Here is an 18,670-nt window from a genome sequence, read left to right as displayed (position 1 = left end):
ATGCTGGCGATAGACCCCGCAGGCAATACGGAGAGAGACAATTATAAGCTGCTCGTCGGCAGCATTATTCCGCGGCCGATTGCTTTTGTGACGACGCAGTCCGCAGAAGGAGTGCTGAATGGAGCACCCTTCAGTTTTTTCAATATCGTCTCCTCCAATCCGCCGATGATCTCAGTGTCTGTCCAGCATGCGGCAGGCAAGCCGAAGGATACAGCACGGAACATAATGGATACTAAGGAATTTGTCGTCCATATCGTGGACCGCGACAATGTGGGGCAGATCAATATGACCGCAGCTCCGCTTGCTCCGGATCAGAGTGAAATTACGCTTGCCGGACTTACACCTGTCCAGAGCTCTGCCATCTCTGTGCCGGGAGTTAAGGAAGCGAAGGTAAGGATGGAATGTGTGCTGGAGCAAGCGGTAGAATTCCCGGGCTTCGAGCTGCTGATCGGCAGAGTCGTCCAGTTTCACATTGCGGAAGAGCTCTATGAGCAGGGCAGAATTGATCCGCACAAGCTGGGGGCGGTCAGCCGTCTGGCAGGGAACAGCTATGCGGGCCTCGGGGAGATTTTTGAGATTGAACGGCCTGTCTGAAGGCTGTATCAAGCTAAAAAAGCCGGTTAATTCCGGCTTTTTTTCTGCCTGTCAGCAGACCGTTTTTTGGTGCAGCTACTGCATAATATAACGCGGCAGCTCGACAATCACTGAAGTCCCGATTGTGAACTCACTTTCAATCTTCAGCTGTCCGCCGTGCAGCCCGATGATCTCCTTGCAGATGGCAAGCCCGAGTCCGCTGCCGGACTGGCGTGACCGGCCCTTGAAGAATTTGGTGCCGAGCTTGTCCAGATCAGCCGCCTCTATGCCTTCCCCGGTATCTGTCACCGTAACGATAATCAGCTCCTCCTGCTGAACCGCGGTAAGGCTTACTGCCCCTTGCGCCGGAGTGAACTTGAAGGCATTGTCGAGCAGATTAACAAACACCTGCTTAAGGCGGTTGAAGTCACCGTTGACCGGCAGCGGCAGATCGGGAATATCAGCGTATAGCCGGATCTCCTTCGTCTGCCCGCGGTAGCGGAACTGCAGCAGCAGATCCTCCAGCAGTCCCCTGAGATCATACGGCTGCAGATCAACGGTGATCTCACCGGCCTGGAACTTGGAGAAATCGAGCAGATCCTCCACCAGCCCAATGAGCCGGTCCGTTTCTCCGGTCATTACCTCGAGACCCTGCAGGGTCTCTTTTTTATCGGACAAATCACCCATAAGCAGCGTCTCGCCCCAGCCTTTAATCGAGGTGAGGGGAGTGCGCAGCTCATGCGTGACCGATGAGATGAAGTCGTATTTGATTTTTTCGCTTTTGAGAATTTCCTCGGACATGTAATTGAGCGTAACGGCCAGCGTTCCGATCTCATCATTATGCTGCTTCGCTGCCTTGGCGGTGAAATTGCCGGTCGCCATTTCCTTCGCCACAGACGTAAGCTGCTGAATCGGCCCTACAATCCGCTTTGCGATGATCAGGCTGAGCACGAAGCCGAACAGGATGACCAGCAGCCCGACCCAGACTGCATTCAGCACAATGGTGACAATAACGTCGTACAGCGGCTCAGCAGAAACGGAGTAGCGCAGCACGCCTATATTCACCCCGGCTTCCTTAATGGGGAGAGACACCGCTATAATCCGCTCCCCGTTCACCGGGGTGAGGCTCTGATAGCTTCCTTTGCCGCTGCTCAGCGCGGTTCTTACATCCGGCGTATCAATCCGCTCCTCGCTGGAGAAGCCGAAGGAATTAATAATAACGTTACCTTCGGTGTTCAGCACCTCAACCTTGCTGCTCTCCTCAGTGGAGAGATTCTCCAGAATGTACCGGGCCCGCTCATTGAGTGAATAGCCCTCCAGATACTTGTTGAAAAAGGTGGCCGAGGTCGTAGCCCGTGAGGATAACGTCTCTATCGCACTGCCCAGATAAAAATAGTGGACAGCTACAAGAAACACCCCTTCCAGCAGCAGTACAATCAGGAGCAGGACAATGGTGATATAGACGATGAGCCGTGACCTGATTCCTCTCAGCAATGTTGTGCCCTCCATAAATAACCGAATCCCCACACAGTCTCCAGATATTGCGGACCTGTGGCGTCCTGGCCGATTTTTTGGCGGATCCGGCTGATATTCACATCCACAATTTTGAGCTCTCCCATAAAATACTGCCCCCAGACCGAGGTGAGAATATCATCGCGGTTAACCGCCTTATTAGGCTGCTCCATCAGCAGTTTCACGATAGAAAACTCGGTAGGCGTCAAAGCGATCTCCAGCCCGTCCTTCAGCAGCTTCCGTTCATCCGGCATCAGGGTAAAAGGGGGCAGCTGAACGGCGTTCTCCTGCAGCACATTCTCACCGGGATATATGCGCCGGTACAGCGAACGGACCCGGGCGAGCAGCTCAACGGGGCTGAACGGCTTAATCACATAATCGTCCGCTCCCGAATCCAGCCCCATGACCTTATCAATTTCCTGGCTTTTGGCGGTCAGCATAATGATGCCCAGCCGGGGGAACTCCCTGCGCAGCATGGCGCACACCTCGAAGCCGCTGATTCCGGGCAGCATCAGATCGAGAATGGCGATGTCAAAATCCCGCTGCTCACGTGCAGCGGCAAGCGCCGCTTCACCTGTAGCAGCTTCGGTAACCTCAAAGCCCGCCCGCTTCAGATTCACCTGCAAAAAATCGCGTATCGGCTTCTCATCTTCCAGTACCAGCACCTTCATGGACAACCTCCTAATCAGTACAAGGGCTTCTGCGGTGTGCCGGCCAGCAGCCGGACTTCCTCCAGCGGAAGCTTGAGCTGGTTGTATTCCTGAAGCGCAGAGCCGCTCAGCTTAGCCTTGGCGGCAGCATCCTCCGCAGGCAGCACGGCAGCCAGCACAGTCGGTGCAGCAGCATCCTCTGTATTTTGCAGCTCGTAGAGCAGGGTATATGTTCTATTCTCCGCTTTCAGCACGGCTTCGGTGCTCTGCCATTCCTGCCTGGTGAGCAGGCGCAGCTCAAGCAGCATAGCCTGACCGCCGGTGCCGGCATCCTTGAAGCTGAAGCGGATATTTTTCCACGGCTCCGGTGATTCCTCGGTGAGCTCCAGCACGTATTTACCGGTCCAGCTCTGCGGGATATGGAAGTTAAAGCCCCACCGGTCGAACTGCTCCTCCACAAATTTCAGCCCGGTCTGGCCGTCCCACTGATAATATTTGGTGATGAACGGCGTTGCCAGCGGAGCCATGCTCTCCGTACCGGCCGGCGGAACCAGGAAGCCGATCTCGGTAATGCCGTCGCCGTTGATATCGGTGCTGTAGAGCGGATAATCCTTGATGGCCATATTGTTCACGCCCAGCTTGCTGTCCGGGTCCGGAGTATAAGGATTAAGGGCAATATCACGGCTGGCTGCGAGCTCTTCATGATGAACATCATCTGCTGCCAGTATATCAATAAATTTACCATTTTCCCAAATCAGCAGGGAAGTATAGGAAGCATGGGCACCGATCGCCACATCAACGAACAGGGCGCTGGCCCCGGGAGCCGCCTTCGTGAAATTGGCCTGAATAATTGCGCCGTCAAAAGCCTGATCCGCCAGGCTCTGCTGCGTACCGTCTTTCAGCGAGAATAGCTGCAGACGGGCGCTTGGCTGCATGTCTGTAGTGAAGGTGGTCTGGAACAAAGCGATATCTGTATCTCCGGTGCCGGTCAGGTCACCGACGGCCAGCTGGTCATAGGGCTGCTTGAGCAGTTCGGATACGGTGCCGCCGTCAAGCGTATAAACGGCCAGCTCCTTGCTGAGTCCCTGACCGCCGCTGAAGCCGAGCAGCATGTCCGTTTGCCCGTCCGCAGTGACATCGGTGAACTGCACATAATCCAGCTCGCTGCCGACACCGGTAATCGTGGCCAGCTTGTTCCAGTCGCCGCTTGACTGGGACAGGACAAGCGTATTGACCTCGTAATCGGTTTTGTCTGTTTTATAGAAGGCCAGGATTTCATCCTTGCCGTCCCGGTCCAGGTCCTGCAGCTGGATTGCGCTGCCCGACTCGGAATGGACAGGGACCGTCAGATGGGCATTGGCCGGCAGAAATGATTTTACAATGCTGGTAATGGTTCCGTCCGCACTGCCCTGTGACGGGGCACGAAGCAGATCACTGGGCGCCTTGGGTGCGCCGCAACCTGCAGTTATCAGGGTTAATAATAGTATGGCGCTGAGGCTTAAGCCAGATTTATTCATAAGATATAATCTCCTTTGCAGGTTCTGTGCCTAGTATATCCCAACTCTGTGGCAAAGTAGTTGCAAAATGGTAAAGGCTACGCTGTCCGGCAAGGAGCGGGCTGCTATAATAATTTGCTATGATTAAGTAATAACGCTTGATGCAGCCCGGCTAAGCAGGGCGGAGGGGGAGCAAGGATGAGAACATTGTTTGTAACCGATATTCACGGGGACCTTGAGGGACTGGAGCTGCTGCTGAAAAAGGCAGAGTTTAAGCCGGGCAGCGATCAGCTTGTGTTCGGGGGCGATATGATCAACCGGGGGAAGGATTCTGCCGGGGTTGTAAGACTGGTTAAGCGCCTGATGGAGCAGTACCCGGACAATGTCCATGCAGTTATGGGCAATCATGAGGAGATGATGGCTGATTATCTGGTGCGCGGGGACAAGCTGTGGCTGAGCCACGGGGGACGAGACACGCTGAAAAGCTTCGCTGCGGCATTTCCGGATGAGGATACCCGGCAGGAGCATATGGTGTGGGCTTGCTCTCTGCCTTTGTACTATGAGGATGACCGGTATGTCTTCACTCATGCGGGACTGAATCCCGCGCAGCCGCTGGATAAGCAGGACCGGGACATCCTGTGGATGAATGAATACGACTTCTATCATCAGCCGGGGGCGGAGCTGCTGGAGCTGACGGGCGGCAAGCCGGTCATCCACGGGCACACGCCCGTAGAGCGGATATATTGGGACGGAGTCAGAATGAATTGTGACCTGGGCTCGAATACCTACTCCGTGCTGGATGAACGGGCGCTGGGGCTTGTAAATCTGACAGAGATGACCTATCTGGTGTACAAGCAGGCCGGGAAGAAGCTGGAGGAGCGGCGGATCGGGCGGTACTGACAATGTATTTATCATTTAAAAAAGGCAGCATCTGTAAAGATGACTGCCCTCCGCTGCTGTGTACATTATTTGATATTGGGTGTGGATTCCCGGATGATCGGTTTTGTGTAGATATGAGAGACCTGATAAGGCTGTTCCGGAGTATTGATCCGTGACAGCAGCATTTCGGCAGCTTTGACACCCATTTCATTGCTGTAGATATGGACAGTAGTCAGATGAGGCTCAATAATTCTGGACTCGGGACCGTTATCAAACCCGCAGATTACAATATCACCGGGAATCGAATGATCGAGATTCTTCAGAGATTTCATGAAGCCTACAGCAATATAATCGTTCGCGCATACATAAGCAGACGGGAGCTCTGCGATATTATTCAATTTCTCGTCAGCCCAGCCGGGGCTGGAGAAGAAAAGATGATCCTTATCCAGTACACACTGGGTGAGGTCCAGCGGGATTCCCGCCTCAGTTAACGCACGGTTAAAGCCTACCCAGCGCTCATTAAAGCTCCGGCAATGATTGTAATCCCCGATAAACCCTAGGCTTTTGTAACCGCCCTCAATAAGCTTCCTGGTAAGCTGATACGTACTGTTCTCGTTCTCCATTAACAAGACATCCGCCTGGAATTCAGGATAGCAGACGTGTGCAGAGCAGTCGATAAAAATAGTCGGAATCCCCAGGCTTGTTATCCGTTCGCTGTAGGCCAAATCAAACAGCTCAATACAAATGATACCGTCCACATTGTCGACATCAAAATTGTTGGGGAGTGTCAGGGCGTTCTGTTCAATTTCCCGTATGATGTGAATGGAGAGGTTGTACCCCTCGGCGCTGATCCGCTTCTCCAGGCCACTGATTAAGGTCGAGCCAAAGTGCGAGGTATTCGGAAGGTTTTCCGTTAATAAGGCGATATTCCGGGAGCTCTTTGGCTGGACATTATCCGGCTCCATCAGTGAAAATTGTTTGTATTTCAATTCAATTGCTTTCTTGATGACTTTATTCCGCGTTTCTTCCGGCAGCCCCTCGCTTCCGTTTAAGGCTTTGGAGGCCGTGTTTCTGGAGATCCCCAGTGCATCAGCGATATCCTGTATCGTTACTTTACCACGTGCCATATATGTAAGTTCACCTCTATATTATAATCTCTCTTCTTTTACTCCCTTAAATGTATAATAGTTTTGCCAAAATAGCAATGACAATTTTACAAATGCACAAATTACTTTACATTTTTACGCCTGTTTGTTTTGCTTGTCTTTGTCTTTTGTTACTCGTTATTCATATAAAAGCTTGAAAAAGCTGGTTTGATATTAGTCAGATTAAGCTTTTTTGCCTTTTTGACAAAATGTAACAGACTTATATCCATATATAAGTTTGCAAATGAACAAATATATTTTTACAAATGTATTGACTGATGGGGTGCTATTTGATAAATTGTAAAAGAACGAAGGGGCATGAACAGCGAAATGTAAGCCTTTTAGCAGCGTCCCTGAAGCAATCAATTCTAAATCATGTACAAGAATGGAGGTAAAGGCATTGCATAATTCAATGGAAGCGGGTCAGCGGAAACTGCCGGCGGGACGGAAGAGCTCTCTGATGGAGTATTTGAAGAAGCACTATTTTCTGTATCTCATGCTGGCACCGGCGCTGATCCTGACCCTGATATTTAAATATGGCCCGATGTATGGTGCGATTATTGCCTTTAAGGATTTCAGCCCGATTAAGGGTATTCTGGGCAGTGAATGGGTGGGGCTGTACAACTTCGAGAAATTCCTGTCTTCCCCTAACTTTGAGGTTATTTTTATGAATACGCTTAAATTGAGCTTTTTCGGCCTGATTCTGAGCTTTCCTGTGCCGATTCTGCTTGCGTTGATGCTCAATCAGGTCCGCCGGGCCGGAGTGAAAAAGAACATCCAGCTTTTCCTCTATGCGCCTAACTTTATATCCGTTGTGGTTGTTGTAGGGATGCTGTTCATCTTCCTCTCTCCAACAGGACCAATCAACCAGCTGTTCAGCTGGATTAATGGGGAGCCGGTGATGTTCATGTCGCGTCCGGAGTATTTCCGCTGGATCTACATTCTTTCCGACATATGGACGGGGGCGGGCTGGGCTTCCATCATCTATGTAGCAGCGCTTGCCAACGTGGACCCTGAGTTACATAACGCAGCCAACCTGGACGGTGCGAACCTTCTGCAAAGAATCCGTCATATTGATCTGCCGACCATCCGGCCGATTATGGCGATTGTATTCATTCTTGCGGCGGGCGGGATCATGTCGATCGGCTTTGAAAAGGCGTATCTGATGCAGACGGCGACGAACCTGCCAACCTCGGAGATCATTCCGACCTATGTCTACAAAATCGGACTGCAGTCCGGCGACTACGCTTATTCCGCGGCGGTGGGGCTGTTCAACTCAATCATTAACGTCATCCTGCTGATTACGGTGAACTTTACAGTGAAGAAGCTGAATGAGGGCGAAGGTCTTTACTAAGAAAGGAGCTACAAATCATGTTCGTAAAACATTCGCGGCTGGACCGTTTTATGCTTGTGCTGAACGCCGCTTTTCTGACACTGGCTGTGCTGGTGGTGATTCTTCCGCTCGTGTATGTGGTGATCGCCTCCTTCATGGACCCGTCGGTCCTGCTCAGCCGGGGAATCTCATTTAAAATCTCGGACTGGTCAGTTGAAGGCTATAAGATGATCCTTACTAATCCTGCGATGCTCAGGGGCTTTGCTAATGCTGTTTTTTATGCATCGGCCTTTGCTATCCTGACCGTCATGGTCTCTATCTGTGCCGGCTATGCCTTGTCGGATGACCGGATGAAGGGGAAGGGGCTCTTTATGACCGTATTCCTGTTCACGATGTTCTTTGGCGGCGGGCTGGTCCCGACTTATCTGCTGGTTAAAAATCTGGGGCTGCTCGATACAGTCTGGGCTGTGATCATCCCGGGTGCGGTCAATGTATGGAATATTATTTTGTCCAGAACCTTCTTCAAGGGCGTACCGAATGAGCTGAAGGAAGCGTCCAATGTGGACGGGGCCTCGGAGATGAGGATTTTCTTCAGCATCGTATTGCCGCTCTCCAAGCCGATTATTTTCGTGCTGGCGCTGTATGCCTTTGTCGGCCAGTGGAATTCCTATTTTGACGCGATGATCTATCTTGATAATCCCAATCTTCACCCGCTGCAGCTCGTGCTGCGCTCGATCCTGATCCAGAATCAGGTGGACCCCGGCATGATCAGCGACCAACTGGCTGCAGCCGAAATGAAACGTCTGTCTGAAATCATTAAGTATGCTGCGATTGTTGTATCCAGTCTGCCGCTGATTATTATGTATCCGTTCTTCCAGAAATATTTTGAAAAAGGTGTCATGGTCGGCTCCATTAAATAGGCAGCGGCCCGCACATAGATAAGGTTCTTTCATTCCTATTCATTTGGAGGTCATATCCGTGAAAAGATCAAAAAGGTCAAAAGGTTTGTCAAAAGCAGCTTCTGCCTCTGTCCTTGCTTCCTTCATGTTTCTTGCTGCATGCGGCAGCGGGGGAGGAAGTGCTGCCAGTGAGCAGCAGGACCCTGACGGCAAGGTCACCCTGAACTTCATTACGCAAAGCTCCGCACTGGCCCCGGCCGATCCGAACGACAAGCTGATCAATAAACGGCTCGAGGAAAAAACAAATGTGCATATCAACTGGAAGAACTTCACGAATGACGTGTTTGTGGAAAAAAGAAACCTGGCTGTCGCAAGCGGTGATCTTCCGGATGCTATTTTTAATGCCGACTACAGTGACTATGAGCTGCTGAAGCTGGCTAAGGACGGGGCGATCATCCCGCTGAATGAGCTGATTGAGCAGAATATGCCTAATTTCAAAAAAGTGCTGGAGGAAGCTCCTGAATATAAGAGCATGATAACGGCACCTGACGGCAACATCTACGCCTTCCCTTGGATTGAAGAGCTGGGGAACGGCAAGGAGAGAATTCAGGCAGTGGACAGTATGCCCTGGATCAATGTGGAATGGCTGAACAAGCTGGGCCTCGACATGCCAACGACTACGGAAGAACTGAAGCAGGTGCTGATTGCCTTTAAGACACAGGACCCGAACGGTAACGGCCAGGCTGATGAAATTCCGCTGTCCTTCATTAATAAGCCGGGAGCGGAGGATCTGGTCTTCCTGTTTGCCTCCTTCGGGCTGGGCGAGAATCCTGATCATGCGGTGGTAAGCGATGACGGTAAAGTGATCTTTACGGCTGCCGAGGAAGGCTACAAAGATGCCGTTAAGTTTATTAACGAGCTGTACAAAGAAAAGCTGATTGATATCGAGGCCTATACCCAGGACTGGAGCACTTATCTGGCAAAAGGGAAGGATCAGAAGTACGGGCTGTATTTCTCCTGGGACAAGGCGAATATCTCCGGAGCGAACGATGCTTACGAGGTAATGCCGCCGCTGGCCGGGCCGGACGGTGAGGTCAATGTAACACGGACGAACGCCCTGGGCCTGGGCCGCGGCAAAATGGTCGTGACCAGTGCGAACAAAAATCTGGAGACCACGGCAAAATGGGTGGATCAGCTGTATGATCCGGTCCAGTCTGTACAGAACAACTGGGGAACCTACGGGGATGACACGCAGCAGAACATCTTTGAACTGGATGAAGCCGAAGGGATGCTGAAGCATTTGCCGCTGGAAGGCACCGCTCCTGTTGAGCTCCGTGAAAAAACAAGCATCGGCGGGCCGCTGGCAATTCTGGATTCTTATTATGGCAAGTACACTACGATGCCGGATGATGCCAAGGGCAGAATGGATATCGTCAAGAACATCATGGCTCCGAAAATGAAGGCTGAGAACGTCATGCCGAGCGTATTCCATTCCATTGACGAGCTGGACCGCCTGACAACTATTGAAACCGACCTGTTCGCTTATGTGCTCAGAATGCGTACTGAATGGTACCAGAACGGCAAAATCGATGCCGAGTGGAATGATTATTTGAAGGAGCTGGACCGGCTTGGCCTGCAGGAATGGCTGACGATCAAGCAGGGCGGCTACGACAGGGCAACGGGGAAGTAATATACAAATAAAAATAAAGATTGAACGGGAATCTTGAGAAAAGGGAGCGGAGCCCAACCCTTTCTCTAAATTCCCGGTTCAATCTATCCGGGAGAAAAGGAGAAATCATATATGTCAGCTATCACAGAACAGAACTACCGGGGGGCCTATCACTTTTCCCCCCAGAAGAATTGGATGAACGATCCGAACGGGCTCGTATACTTCGAGGGAGAATACCACTTGTTCTTCCAGCATCATCCGGACGGAATGAGTATGGGCGAGATGCACTGGGGCCATGCAGTCAGCAAGGATCTGATCAGCTGGGAAGAGCTGCCGGTTGCGCTGGTGCCGGATGAACTTGGCATGATTTTCTCGGGAAGCGCCGTTGTGGACTGGAAGAATACGACGGGATTTTTCGGGAATAAGCCAGGGCTTGTGGCAATCTTCACGCATCACCTGAATATGCCGGAAGGACAGCCTGCGGTGCAGTATCAAAGTCTGGCCTACAGCAAGGATAACGGCAGAACCTGGACGAAATATGCCGGGAATCCGGTGCTTACCCATGACAGCTTCATTGATTTCCGTGATCCCAAGGTATTCTGGGATAAAGAGCGGGCGCGCTGGGTCATGATCGTGGCCTGCGGTCAGACGGTATGCCTGTATCACTCGCCGGATCTGATCCGCTGGAGCTTTGCCAGCGAATTCGGCGCAGGGATCGGCTCCCACGATGGAGTGTGGGAGTGTCCGGATCTTTTTCCGCTGGCAGTGGATGGGGATGAGGATAACATTAAATGGGTGATGCTTGTAAGCATTGGTGCTGAGCCGGCCTTTGAGGAAGGCTCAAGAACACAGTATTTCACGGGTGACTTTGACGGAAGCCTGTTCACACCTGATGAAGAATCGCTTGTCATCCGCTGGATCGATTATGGAAGGGACAACTACGCCGGAGTGAGCTGGTCTGATCTCCCGGAGGAAGACGGAAGACGCCTGTTTATCGGCTGGATGAGCAACTGGATGTATGCACCGCAGACACCGACGGAAGGCTTCCGCGGAGCGATGACGATTCCCCGGGAGCTTTCGCTGGAAACGAGAAACGGGGAGGCTACGCTCATCCAGAAGCCTGCACAAGAGCTGGAAGCGGCGCGTAAGCCGGTCTTGTCCCTTGCGAATGCTTCGGTACAAGAGATTAATGCGGCCTGCGCCGGATTAGAGCTGGATGCTTACCTCATAGAAGCAAAGCTTCCGCGCGGTACCTCTGCCGGCTTCCGCTTAAAAGCAGGCGCCGGGGAACAAACCGTTGCAGGGATTAACGGGCAAACGCAGGAAGTTTACGTCGACCGCAGCGCTTCCGGGCTAAGCGACTTCCACAGCCTGTTCCCGGGGCTTCACTCTGCGAGGCTTGCGGCACCGGCTGAAGTCTATGATCTGAGCATTTATGTAGACCGCTCCTCGGTTGAGGTATTTGCGGGCGGCGGTCAGGCGGTTGTTACGGATCTTATTTTCCCCGGGCCCGCCTCCAAAGGACTTGCTGCCTTTGCAGAACATGAAGAGGATATGTTCCTGTCAGTGGATATCTATGAGCTGGCCTCACCTGCCGCAGCCGGCAGCGGGAAGTAAGCGGGAGGTGCGGAGTACATGCGTATAGGAGCAATCGAAGCAGGCGGGACGAAATTTATATGCGGCATCGGGGATGAGTACGGGCGGATTGAGGACCAGATCAGCTTCCCGACCGGCCATCCGGAGCAGACGATACCCCGGGTAATTGAATATTTTCAGGGCAAAGAGGCTGAGGCCATCGGGATCGGATCGTTTGGTCCGATTGATATCCGCCCGGATAGCCCGGCCTATGGTTACATTACGACCACGCCTAAGCCGGGGTGGGCCAATTATGATCTGCTCGGGACCTTGAAGCAAGCCTTTCCTGTTCCGTTCGGCTGGGATACTGATGTTAATGCTGCAGCCTATGGTGAGGTGAAATGGGGGGCGGCAAAGGGACTGTCCAGCTGCCTATACATTACCGTAGGCACGGGTGTCGGTGTTGGCGTGTATGCGGAAGGCCGGCTGATACACGGTCTTGTCCACCCTGAGGGCGGGCATGTGCCGACGAGACGGCATCCGGAGGATCATTATTCCGGGAGGTGCCCGTATCACGGGGACTGCCTCGAAGGAATGGCGGCAGGCCCTGCTATTGAAGCCCGCTGGGGAAGGAAGGGCCATGAGCTTCCGGCAGAGCACAAGGCATGGGAGATTGAGGCCTTCTATATTGCCGAGTCCGTAACCCAGGCTGTTCTGCTGCTCTCCCCGGAGAAAATCATCCTCGGCGGCGGCGTAATGCAGCAGTCCCAGCTGTTTCCGCTGATCCGTGAGAAGGTGCGCCGGAACCTGAACGGCTATGTGAGTGCGGATGCTATTCTCACGCAAATGGATGACTATATTGTGGCTCCGGGTCTCGGCCAGCAGGCCGGATTATGCGGTGCGCTGGCCTTGGGTCTTGCAGCAATGGACAAAGTCCGGAGCTAGTTCCATCTATCCATTCATATAAACAACAGCCAAGGCCGGAGTGATGCAGATGCAGCAAGCCGGCCTTGCTTTTCAAAGTAAGGAACTTATCATTCACAGGAAAAGAGGCTGAAGGATGAACTGTAAAACGAAATTTGGGCTGAAAATCCTGCTGGCGGCGGGAATCTTGATAGCTTCCGCAGAGATATCAGCATTCAATTATGAGCCGGTCCAGGCTGCAGCGGCAGAACCGGCAGCAGGCCAGGGACCCGAGGGGGAGACGGATATTTTTGAAACCGCTACCAATCTAAACAGCAATTTAACGGGCTGGTACACAGCCGGAAAAGGCAGACAGGAGAATACAGCGGAAGGACTTTTGCTGACCTCGGACCTGCGGGAAAATGTGCTGGCTCTATCGCAGACTTCCGCAGATGATCTGATCTATGAAGCGGATGTGATGATCAAGGAGGGACAGCCCGATGCCTCGCTGCTGTTCCGCTCAAGCAGTGACGGGAAACAGGCCTATATGCTGCAGATTGTGCCGCAAGCCGGTGTGATCCGTCTAAGGGATGCAGCGAACGGGGCCGGCAGCCTGCTGGAGGAAAGCCGGGTTCCTCTGGTACAGGGCGAAATCTATCACTTGAAGGTGAGAGCAGAGGGCTCCTCCCTAAAGGTATATTGGGGAAATCAATATAAGCCGGTAATCAATATTGAGGACAATACCTACTCCTCCGGCAGGCTCGGGCTCCACGTCTGGGATGGGGCTGCGCTGTTCCAGAACATCCTGGTGAGTGATCTGCAGGGGAACCTCGGGACTGTGCTGACCAGTAAAGGACAATGGCAGCCGGATCTGAACGGTAAAAAGGGCTCTTCCGGCAGTCAGGGCAAAGCGCTGCTGATCTATGACAGGCCGGCTGCAGATTTCGTGTATGAAGGTCAGCTATCCCTTCCTTCGGATGGTAGTGCGGGCCTTGCCTTCCGGTCCGCTGCCGGCGGCTCGGACGGATACGAGGCAGCCCTGGTCAAGACGGGCAATCAGCTCCGTGTCCGGTTAACCAAAGCGGACGGGACGGTCATCGCAACCTCAAGCCGTACTTATCCTGGTCACACCGGGGCAAAGCATGCGGTTGAGGTGCAGGCGGAGGGGAGCCGGATTCAGATTTTTGTGGACGGCTATACACCGGCAGCCATTGACGTAAAGGACAGCTCTTACGTATCCGGGAACATGGGGCTGGTGGTAAACAGCGGAGCTGCCTATTTTCAGAATGTCTATGTGACGGATGCCGCCAGCTATAATAATGAAAAATACCGGCCGCAGTATCATTACACGCCGCTGCGCGGTTCCGTAAGTGATCCGAACGGACTGGTCTATTTTGCCGGAGAATATCATCTGTTCCATCAGGATGGCGGCACCTGGGCCCATGCAGTCAGTAAAGATATGCTGAATTGGAAGCGTCTGCCGATTGCTCTTCCCTGGAATGATTACGGTCATGTCTGGTCCGGGTCTGCCGTAGCCGATCTGAATAACTCCTCGGGTTTGTTCGGGGATTCGGGCGGCCAGGGGCTGCTTGCCTACTATACGTCCTATAATCCGGATGCTCCTAACGGCAACCAGCGGATTGGTTTGGCCTACAGCAAGGATAAGGGACGTACCTGGGAATATGCAAAGGAGCGTCCAATCGTGTTAGAGAATCCCGGGAAGAACGGGGATGACCCCGGGAGCTGGGATTTCCGCGACCCCAAGGTAGTGCGCGATGAGGCCAATCACCGCTGGGTGATGGTAGTCTCGGGCGGCGATCATATCCGCTTTTTCACCTCAACCAATCTGCTCGACTGGACGTTAACCGATAATTGGGGGTACGGGAGCTATATCCGCGGCGGGGTATGGGAATGCCCTGATTTATTCCCGCTTACGGTGCAGGGAACCTCAGAGAAGAAGTGGGTGCTGATGATCAGCACAGGAGCGAATCCGGCAACGGACGGATCAGATGCGGAATATTTTGTGGGGAGTCTGACAGCTGAGGGGAAATTCGTGAATGATAATCCGGCGGGAACGGTGCTGAGAACCGATTTTGGCAAGGAGTTCTATGCGTCCATGTCCTTTTCGGATATGCAGGATGGACGGAGAGTGATGCTGGCGTGGATGTCGAACTGGGATTATCCGTTTGCCTTTCCGACAACGGGGTGGAAGGGGGAGCTGACGGTTCCGAGAGAAGTTACTCTGGTCAAGACAGGAGAGGGAATCCGGCTGGCCCAAAGCCCGGTCAAAGAGCTGGAATCGCTGCGCAGTCCGCTTTATTCGGCATCCGGGAAGACGGTGTCTCCTTCTTCCCAGAATCTGCTGAAGGGCATCACTGCCGGAGCGTACGAACTGGAAGCCGAGGTGGAGATTCCCGCCGGCAGCAGTGTATCAGAGTTCGGGTTTAATGTGCGCGAGGGAGAAGGCGTGAAGACGGTTGTGGGTTACAAGCCGGGCGGGAGCGCGGTATTTGTAGACCGTTCTCAGTCCGGAGTGACGGATTTCTCCAGCCTGTTCAGTACCAGACATGAAGCGCAGGCTTTAACGGAGAACCGCCGGATCAAGCTGCGTATTCTGGTGGATGAAGCCTCGGTTGAGGTGTTTGTGAACGGCGGGAAGGCTGTGTTCTCGGATGTCATTTTCCCGGACCCGGCAAGCCGGGGAATGAGCTTTTATACCAAGGGCGGCAATGTAAGAATTGTTTCCTTAAAGGTTTATAAACTGGGCTCGGTATGGAATCCCGGCGCGGACTCCTCCACCCGGATTATCATGGATACCAGCAGCCGCGAGCTGGGGGTTGGGCAAAGCGAAGCGCTGCTGGCTGCGGTAGAAAATGGACCCGGCAACGGCGCAAATCCGCTGAAGTGGACCTCCAGTCATCCGGGAATTATTGCGATACAGAAGGCCGGTAATTCCGGGGCGGTGATTAAGGCGGTAAAAGCAGGCACGGCTGTTATTACGGCAGCTACGCCGAATGGAAAGGCAACTGCAACCGTCCGTGTGCAGGTCTTTGGAGGAGAGTTCCGGACCAGCCTCAGCGGGTGGACGAAGGATCTGTCCATGGCCTCGTGGCTGGCTGGTGAAGACGGCATCCGCGGAAGCTACTCGGGCGATGCCCAGTATATTGCCGGAGAGCAGGCGGGAGATTTCACCTATGAAGCCGACCTGAAGCTCAGCGAGGCCGGAGGAGCGGCTTCTCTTCTGTTCAGGGCTAGCGCAGACGGGCGCAGCGGGTATTACGTCAATCTGGACCCCAATATGAAGTCGGTCCGCCTGTTCTACAAGATGGACGGGCGCTTTGAAGAACGGCAGGTACTGGCGAAGGTGCCGGCCTTCCTTCAGCCGGACCGGATATACCGTTTGAAGATACAGGCAGAAGGTCCTCATATTACAGTGTACCTGGACGGGCAGAAGCTAATGGATGTGCAGGACGGTACCTTTGCGGAGGGGCATTTCGGTCTGCATGTATTCGGGGGAACGGCTTCCTATCAGAACGTAAATGTGAGCGGGGCTGTACCGGCGAAGCTGGAGGCTTCAAGCCTGGTAAACGAGGCTTCCCGGAAATCCCTGTTTACGGGTAGCCTGGCGAACGGTGAACCCGTAACTGTCAAAGAGGCTGATGTGGCAGCAGACCAGAAATGGATATTTGTACCGACTGGAGATGATGCAGGCTCCTATTCCATCCGTACCGCCTCCGGCCAGGCTCTTGACTTGAACACAGGGCAGAATGTCATCCAGCTCTATTCATATCTGGGCTACAATAATCAGCGCTGGATCATCCGAAGAAACGGGGATGGTTCAGCAGCGATCCTCTCGGTCCATAATCATCTGGCCCTGACGGTTTCGGCGGACGGGTCAGGTGTAAGCCTTGCAGCTCCGCGGACTGATGCAGCAGACCAGAAATGGCAGCTGGGCTTCTGACACGCTAATACGAGCTCATTGCCGCTAAACCCTTTATAGAAATAAAGCAGTCCCGGTGCAGTTTCATTGCACCGGGACTGCTTGCAGGTTGAGGCCATCTAACAATAACAAAGCCGGTAGCTTCTTTAAATCTGCCGTCCGTCCTCTCCTTTAAGCTCCTTGCGCAGCAGGTAGGCTTCGGCATAGGTAATCATAGCCTGGATGAAAATAAACAGCAGCTGATTCATCAGAGTTGTCTCGGCTGTGATGATAAGAACAACGGTGATAAACCCGGTCAGCAGCGCCAGTAAAATCAGTCCAACAGAGGGTTTACGGCTGCTGCTTGTTCTAAACACATTCAGCAGCGTAATAAATACACCCTGAGCCAAAAAACAGTTCGCAATCAAAGTGAAATTATCCCACATTCTGGATTCAAGCTCTGTGCCGAAAATATTAATAAGGATAAGAGCTACGATTAGTGCGAAGAGTGAGATACCATCCTTTTTGGTAAGCATGGCACAACATCCTTTCATAGCAGTTTGTTATCCATTATTACCCAAGGACCTGCTGAATCAAGCAAAAACTAAGCGCTCTGCACCGCTGCCTTCACCGGATACATTTTTGTAAATAAGAAGCGGGCCAGCGGACCGACAAGCAGCAGCTGCAGCGGCAGGGCGCAGATGAAATTAAGCCCGAGGATGGTCAGATAATGACGGAGAAAGTTGTCTCCGAAACCGTAGTGTGCTAGTGTGCCATATAGGGACATGCAGAGGACCATGCCGCAGACCATAAAGGAAGAGATGGTTAATACCTTTTTAATTACAGGATCGGACGGCTTAAGCAGCTTGAATGCCAGCCCTTTTGCGATTTTGCTGACGACGAAAATGTCCAGCACGAGTGCGACTGCCAGCGCCGGCAGCAAGCCTGCTGCAACCTGAATAAACACTTCGCTTGTTGCGCCGATCGATATAATTACATTATAAAAGCTCATTCCGACGACCATCAGGAGGCACGTCATACTGGTGAAGACCAATGCTTCCTTTTTGTTTCTGCCCATTGTTCAAACTCCCTTAGCTTTAGGTTTGTTATGCTTCACTCATATTAGCAGTGGGTCGGATTATTGTCAACCAAGTTGACAATAATGGCGATGAACATACAAACTGGAAATGTAACCTGATAACTGGAGGCCTTGTTGATGAAGGAATATATCCGCGGCTTAAATCTGATTGACCTGGTCAGTGAAAAGCATAAGGTGTTGCGTGAAAAGGTAAGCACGGACAGCGGTGATCCGCTGAATCATACAGAGACGCATATTCTCGCCAAGCTCGAGCTGCACGGCAGGCTGTCCATCTCGGACATCAGCCGGAGGATCAGCATCTCCCGCCAGGGGGCGCAGAAGGTTGTAAATGCCCTGCTGGAGCGCGGGTATGTAGAGACCGTTCAGGTAGAAGGCAACAGCCGCGATAAATATATAGCGCTAACCGCAGAAGGGCTGGACGTGTGCCGCAGAATGCTGGAGGTCAAGCAAAGGATCGAGCAGGAGATCTCGGCAAAAATCGGCGCGGAAAAGGTAAAGCTGCTGAAGCAGCTGCTGGCAGAGGACTGGCTGTAGGCGGGGGATAGTGCAGGTATTCTAGTAATGATGTGCCAAGTAAAGGTGCATTCTGATTACGATTCAATGTTTACGGTAGTGGATTCACGTTTGAACCGCAATTTCACGTGCCGACAGCTGCATTGTAGCAGCAGGTTTAGTATCATACTTCTAACGGACTGAGGAGGCGTTATTGCTCCGAAAAAGCAGACAGTTGAGAACTAACGGACCTGAGAAACGTTATTCTAGTGAAAACACCTTAGAAATGCAGTAACTACGGTAAATAACGCCGCTGGGGTCCGTTAGGACTAACAAAGTACCAAATACCCGTAGATAACGTCGCTGGTGTCCGTTAGCCGTTACAGGGAGCAGGTGGAATATGTTACCCAACCCAACCCAACCCAACCCAACCCAACCCAACCCAACCCAACCCAACCCAACCCAACCACTCGTTATTCTTCTGCAGCACGCGGCTTCAACCAGCCGCATGCTGCATTTTTACGTT

General features: G+C 52.7%; 15 protein-coding genes. 9 read left to right on the top strand and 6 right to left on the bottom strand.

The features are described 5' to 3' along the window. The gene (locus R70723_RS26575; protein WP_039879320.1) at positions 1 to 594 is read left to right on the top strand and encodes a flavin reductase family protein; all 594 of its coding nucleotides are present in this window, start codon (positions 1 to 3) and stop codon (positions 592 to 594) included. A gap of 75 nt (positions 595 to 669) precedes the next feature. On the opposite strand, the gene R70723_RS26570 is transcribed toward R70723_RS26575, so the two are convergent. Genes R70723_RS26570 through R70723_RS26560 form a run of 3 tightly spaced genes read right to left on the bottom strand, consistent with a single transcriptional unit; the run spans position 670 to position 4,252 of the window. Continuing rightward, positions 670 to 2,067 (bottom strand): sensor histidine kinase, encoded by a 1,398-nt coding sequence (locus R70723_RS26570; protein WP_339792988.1) that lies wholly within the window; start codon positions 2,065 to 2,067, stop codon positions 670 to 672. Beyond that, positions 2,061 to 2,756 carry a response regulator transcription factor gene (locus R70723_RS26565; protein ID WP_039877011.1) on the bottom strand — a complete coding sequence of 232 codons (696 nt, stop codon included), beginning with the start codon at positions 2,754 to 2,756 and terminating at the stop codon, positions 2,061 to 2,063. Before R70723_RS26565 ends, R70723_RS26570 begins: the two co-directional genes overlap by 7 nt. 14 nt (positions 2,757 to 2,770) lie before the next feature. Beyond that, positions 2,771 to 4,252 carry an FG-GAP repeat domain-containing protein gene (locus R70723_RS26560; RefSeq protein ID WP_052421482.1) on the bottom strand — a complete coding sequence of 494 codons (1,482 nt, stop codon included), beginning with the start codon at positions 4,250 to 4,252 and terminating at the stop codon, positions 2,771 to 2,773. A gap of 177 nt (positions 4,253 to 4,429) precedes the next feature. Between R70723_RS26560 and R70723_RS26555 the strand changes: the two genes are divergently transcribed. Beyond that, positions 4,430 to 5,131, top strand: a complete 702-nt coding sequence (locus tag R70723_RS26555; protein WP_039877009.1) for a metallophosphoesterase family protein — start codon at positions 4,430 to 4,432, stop codon at positions 5,129 to 5,131. 65 nt (positions 5,132 to 5,196) lie between these two features. Here R70723_RS26555 and R70723_RS26550 read toward each other — a convergent pair whose 3' ends face one another. After that, positions 5,197 to 6,237: a LacI family DNA-binding transcriptional regulator gene (locus R70723_RS26550; RefSeq protein ID WP_039877007.1), complete on the bottom strand. Its 1,041-nt coding sequence runs from the start codon at positions 6,235 to 6,237 to the stop codon at positions 5,197 to 5,199. A gap of 478 nt (positions 6,238 to 6,715) precedes the next feature. On the opposite strand from R70723_RS26550, the gene R70723_RS26545 reads away from it, so the two are divergent. The 6 genes from R70723_RS26545 to R70723_RS26520 all read left to right on the top strand — a co-directional run bounded on the left by R70723_RS26545 (position 6,716) and on the right by R70723_RS26520 (position 16,595). Then, positions 6,716 to 7,609: an ABC transporter permease gene (locus R70723_RS26545; protein WP_372238269.1), complete on the top strand. Its 894-nt coding sequence runs from the start codon at positions 6,716 to 6,718 to the stop codon at positions 7,607 to 7,609. A 17-nt stretch (positions 7,610 to 7,626) separates the two neighbouring features. Beyond that, a complete protein-coding gene (locus tag R70723_RS26540) occupies positions 7,627 to 8,508 on the top strand; it encodes a carbohydrate ABC transporter permease (RefSeq protein WP_039877004.1) in 882 nt (293 codons plus the stop codon). 124 nt (positions 8,509 to 8,632) lie between these two features. Then, positions 8,633 to 10,177: an ABC transporter substrate-binding protein gene (locus R70723_RS26535; RefSeq protein WP_372238270.1), complete on the top strand. Its 1,545-nt coding sequence runs from the start codon at positions 8,633 to 8,635 to the stop codon at positions 10,175 to 10,177. 111 nt (positions 10,178 to 10,288) lie between these two features. Beyond that, entirely contained in the window at positions 10,289 to 11,773 is a 1,485-nt protein-coding gene (locus R70723_RS26530; RefSeq protein WP_039877002.1) for a glycoside hydrolase family 32 protein, read from the top strand. A gap of 18 nt (positions 11,774 to 11,791) precedes the next feature. Further along, positions 11,792 to 12,676: an ROK family protein gene (locus tag R70723_RS26525; protein ID WP_039877001.1), complete on the top strand. Its 885-nt coding sequence runs from the start codon at positions 11,792 to 11,794 to the stop codon at positions 12,674 to 12,676. Between the two features lie 115 nt (positions 12,677 to 12,791). Beyond that, a complete protein-coding gene (locus R70723_RS26520; protein ID WP_052421481.1) occupies positions 12,792 to 16,595 on the top strand; it encodes a GH32 C-terminal domain-containing protein in 3,804 nt (1,267 codons plus the stop codon). Between the two features lie 125 nt (positions 16,596 to 16,720). On the opposite strand, the gene R70723_RS26515 is transcribed toward R70723_RS26520, so the two are convergent. Further along, complete coding sequence (locus tag R70723_RS26515; RefSeq protein ID WP_039876998.1) at positions 16,721 to 17,089, bottom strand: hypothetical protein; 369 nt, start codon at positions 17,087 to 17,089, stop codon at positions 16,721 to 16,723. A gap of 68 nt (positions 17,090 to 17,157) precedes the next feature. Continuing rightward, positions 17,158 to 17,631, bottom strand: a complete 474-nt coding sequence (locus tag R70723_RS26510; RefSeq protein ID WP_039876996.1) for a DUF2798 domain-containing protein — start codon at positions 17,629 to 17,631, stop codon at positions 17,158 to 17,160. A gap of 138 nt (positions 17,632 to 17,769) precedes the next feature. Between R70723_RS26510 and R70723_RS26505 the strand changes: the two genes are divergently transcribed. Beyond that, positions 17,770 to 18,186, top strand: coding sequence for a MarR family winged helix-turn-helix transcriptional regulator (locus tag R70723_RS26505; RefSeq protein WP_039876993.1), 417 nt, complete (start codon positions 17,770 to 17,772; stop codon positions 18,184 to 18,186). Positions 18,187 to 18,670: the final 484 nt, after the last annotated feature.

Source organism: Paenibacillus sp. FSL R7-0273, assembly GCF_000758625.1.
In the GTDB taxonomy this organism is placed as follows: Bacteria; Bacillota; Bacilli; order Paenibacillales; family Paenibacillaceae; genus Paenibacillus_AQ.
Note: the sequence above shows the minus strand (reverse complement) of the source record. Positions and strands in the feature narration are given on the sequence as shown.